The sequence below is a fragment of the Chrysiogenia bacterium genome (assembly GCA_020434085.1).
Lineage (GTDB): Bacteria > JAGRBM01 > JAGRBM01 > JAGRBM01 > JAGRBM01 > JAGRBM01.
In genome coordinates, this window is sequence record JAGRBM010000308.1 from 1 (window position 1) to 3,123 (window position 3,123).

The window sequence follows — 3,123 nt, forward strand, 5'->3', positions numbered from 1 at the left end:
AGGTGGCTGTTCCCTTCGCGGCGATCCTTTATTCGGGTGAGCACCGCTACGTCTTCGTCGACCACGGCGGCGGCAACCTCGAACCGCGCGAGGTGCACGTCGGACAGCGCGCCGACGAGTACTACGTCGTGCTCTCGGGTCTCGAAGCCGGCGAGCGCGTCGTGACTTCCGGCAACTTCCTGATCAGCTCCGAGGCGCAGCTCAAGAGCGCGCTGCCCAAGTGGGAAGGTGAAGCGCCCGCACCGGCGGGCGCACCCAGCCCCCACCAGCATCAAAGTCACGGGGGACACGGCCAATGATCGAGAAGCTCATCTGCGGCTCAGCCCGCAACCCTTTCGTTGTGTTGCTCCTCGTAGCGGCCCTTTCGGGCTGGGGCTACTGGGCGGCACGCAACACCACGCTCGACGCGATCCCCGATCTCTCGGACGTGCAGGTGATCGTCTTCACCGAATGGCCCGGGCGCAGTCCCGATCTTGTGGAAGACCAGATTACCTATCCGCTGGTCACCACGCTGCTGGCCGCGCCCAAAGTGCAGTTCGTGCGCGGCCAGACGATGTTCGGGCTCTCTTTTGTCAATGTGATTTTCGATGACGGGACGGACATTTACTGGGCCCGCAGCCGGGTCATGGAGTATCTCAACACCGCCGCGCAGAACCTGCCGTCCGGCGTGACGCCGACGCTGGGCCCGGATGCCACCGGTGTCGGCTGGGTGTTTGAATACGCCCTGGTGGACAGGACGGGCCAGCACGACCTGCAGGAGCTGCGTTCGATTCAGGACTGGAACCTTCGATACGCCCTGCAGGCAGTCAAGGGCGTGGCCGAGGTCGCCAGCGTTGGCGGCTTCGTCAAGCAGTACCAGATCCACATCGATCCCAATCGCCTGCTCGCCTACAACCTGCCGCTCAAGAAGGTGATCGATGCCGTTCGCGATTCGAACAACGACGTGGGCGGCCGCGTGCTGGAGGTCGCCGGCACCGAACACATGATTCGCGGGCGCGGCTACATCAAGAGCGTTGCCGATCTCGAGACCATCCCCGTCGCCGCCACATCGGAAGGGACACCCGTGCTGGTGCGTGACATCGGGGAGGTACACCTCGGCCCCGACATGCGCCGCGGCGCCATCGATCTCGACGGCGAGGGCGAAGCAGTGGGCGGCATCGTCATCATGCGCTACGGCGAAAACGCCCTGGAAACAATCGATCGCGTCAAGGCCAGGATCGAACAGCTCAAGGACGGCTTGCCCGATGGCGTGGAGCTGGTCGTCACCTACGACCGCTCGGATCTCATCAAGAAATCGATCCGGACGCTCACCCACACGCTGATTGAAGAAATGATCGTGGTGAGCCTCGTGATCTTCCTCTTTCTCTTTCATGTGCGCAGCGCGCTCGTGCCGATCATCACCCTGCCGCTCGCGGTGCTGCTGGCTTTCATTCCCATGTATTACCAGGGGCTGACCGCCAACATCATGTCGCTGGGCGGCATCGCCGTGGCCATTGGTGCGATGGTGGATGCTTCAATCATCATCATCGAGAACATTCATCGAAAGCTCGAAGAGTGGGAGCGTAACGGGCGCGCCGAGCCGCGCCTCGATGTGATGATTCGCGCGATGCAGGAAGTGGGCCCCTCCATTTTCTTCTCGCTGCTTGTCATTACGGTTTCGTTCCTGCCGATCTTCGTCCTCCAGGGACAGGAGGGGCGGCTCTTCCGGCCCATCGGATTTACCAAGACCTACTCGATGGGCTTTGCCGCTTTTCTCGCCGTGACACTCACGCCCGTGCTTGCCGTGCTGTTCATCCGCGGCAGAATTCGGCCGGAAAACGAGAGTCGCCTCAATCGTTGGCTCGTCGCGGCCTATGAACCGGTCGTCCGATTCGTTGTTCGCCGCCGCTACATCGTGCTTGCTTCGGCAGTGGCAGTGATGCTCAGCACTGTCCCGGTGTTTCTCCACCTGGGCAGTGAGTTCATGCCCCCGCTCAACGAGGGCAGCATTCTCTACATGCCCACTGCCGTTCCGGGCATGAGCCTCGATACCGCAGTGGATACGATGCAGCGCATGAACCGCGTGCTGAAGGACATTCCGGAAGTCGACCACGTCTTCGGCAAAGCGGGTCGCTCGCGCACCGCAACCGATCCCGCACCGCTCTCCATGATCGAGACGGTCATTACGCTCAGGCCCCAGTCGCAATGGCGCAAGGGCTTGTCCTGGGATGACCTCGTCGCCGAGATGGACCGCAAGCTCCGCGTCCCGGGCATGCCCAATATTTTCTGGATGCCGATCCAGACACGCACGGAAATGCTGGCCACCGGCATTCGCAGCGCGCTGGGGATCAAGGTGCTGGGCCCGGATCTCAAACGCATCGAAGAGCTCGCGATCGAGATTGAAAAAGTCGTGAGTGAGATACCCGGAACGCGCAGCGCCTTCGCCGAACGCGTGACGGGCGGGAACTTCATCGACTTCGAAATCCGGCGCGAGGCTGCCGCGCGCTACGGCCTGACAGTCGGTGACGTTGAACGCGTCATTGAGACCGGCATCGGCGGCATGAACATCTCAAGCACGGTCGAGGGGCGTGAACGCTACCCGATCAATGTTCGTTATTCGCGTGACTACCGGAGCGATCTCGACGCGCTCGGCCGGGTACTCGTCCATACGCCCACGGGCGCGCAGGTGCCGCTGGCACAGCTCGCCGACATCCGCACCACGACCGGACCGCCGGGAATTCGCGACGAGAATGGCCAGCTCGTAGGCTACGTTTTTGTCGACGTTGATCACTCGCGTGCCATTGGCGACTATGTGGAACAGGCCAAGCGCGTCGTTGCGGAGAAAATCGACCAGCCCGCCGGGTACCACCTCGCCTGGGGCGGCCAGTACCGCTATCTCGAACGCGCCAAGGAGCGGCTCAAGGTCGTGGTGCCCGTGACCCTCTTTCTGGTCTTCCTGCTGCTCTACCTGAATACCCGTTCGCTCACAGAGACCTTCATCGTCGTGCTTGCAGTTCCGTTCTCGCTGGTGGGAGCTGTGTGGCTGCTCTGGTTACTCGATTACAACATGAGCGTTGCGGTGTGGGTGGGCATCATTGCGCTGGCAGGGCTCGATGCAGAGACCGGTGTGGTCATGCTGCTCTA

At 62.2% G+C, this 3,123-nt stretch carries 2 protein-coding genes; both read left to right on the forward strand.

Annotation, left to right across the window (positions count from 1 at the left end; genetic code table 11):
• Window positions 1–299 (forward strand): efflux RND transporter periplasmic adaptor subunit (locus tag KDH09_10730; protein MCB0220160.1); only part of this gene is annotated, 299 nt, incomplete at its 5' end.
• Window positions 296–3,123 (forward strand): efflux RND transporter permease subunit (locus KDH09_10735; protein MCB0220161.1); only part of this gene is annotated, 2,828 nt, incomplete at its 3' end. The genes KDH09_10730 and KDH09_10735, both read left to right, overlap by 4 nt.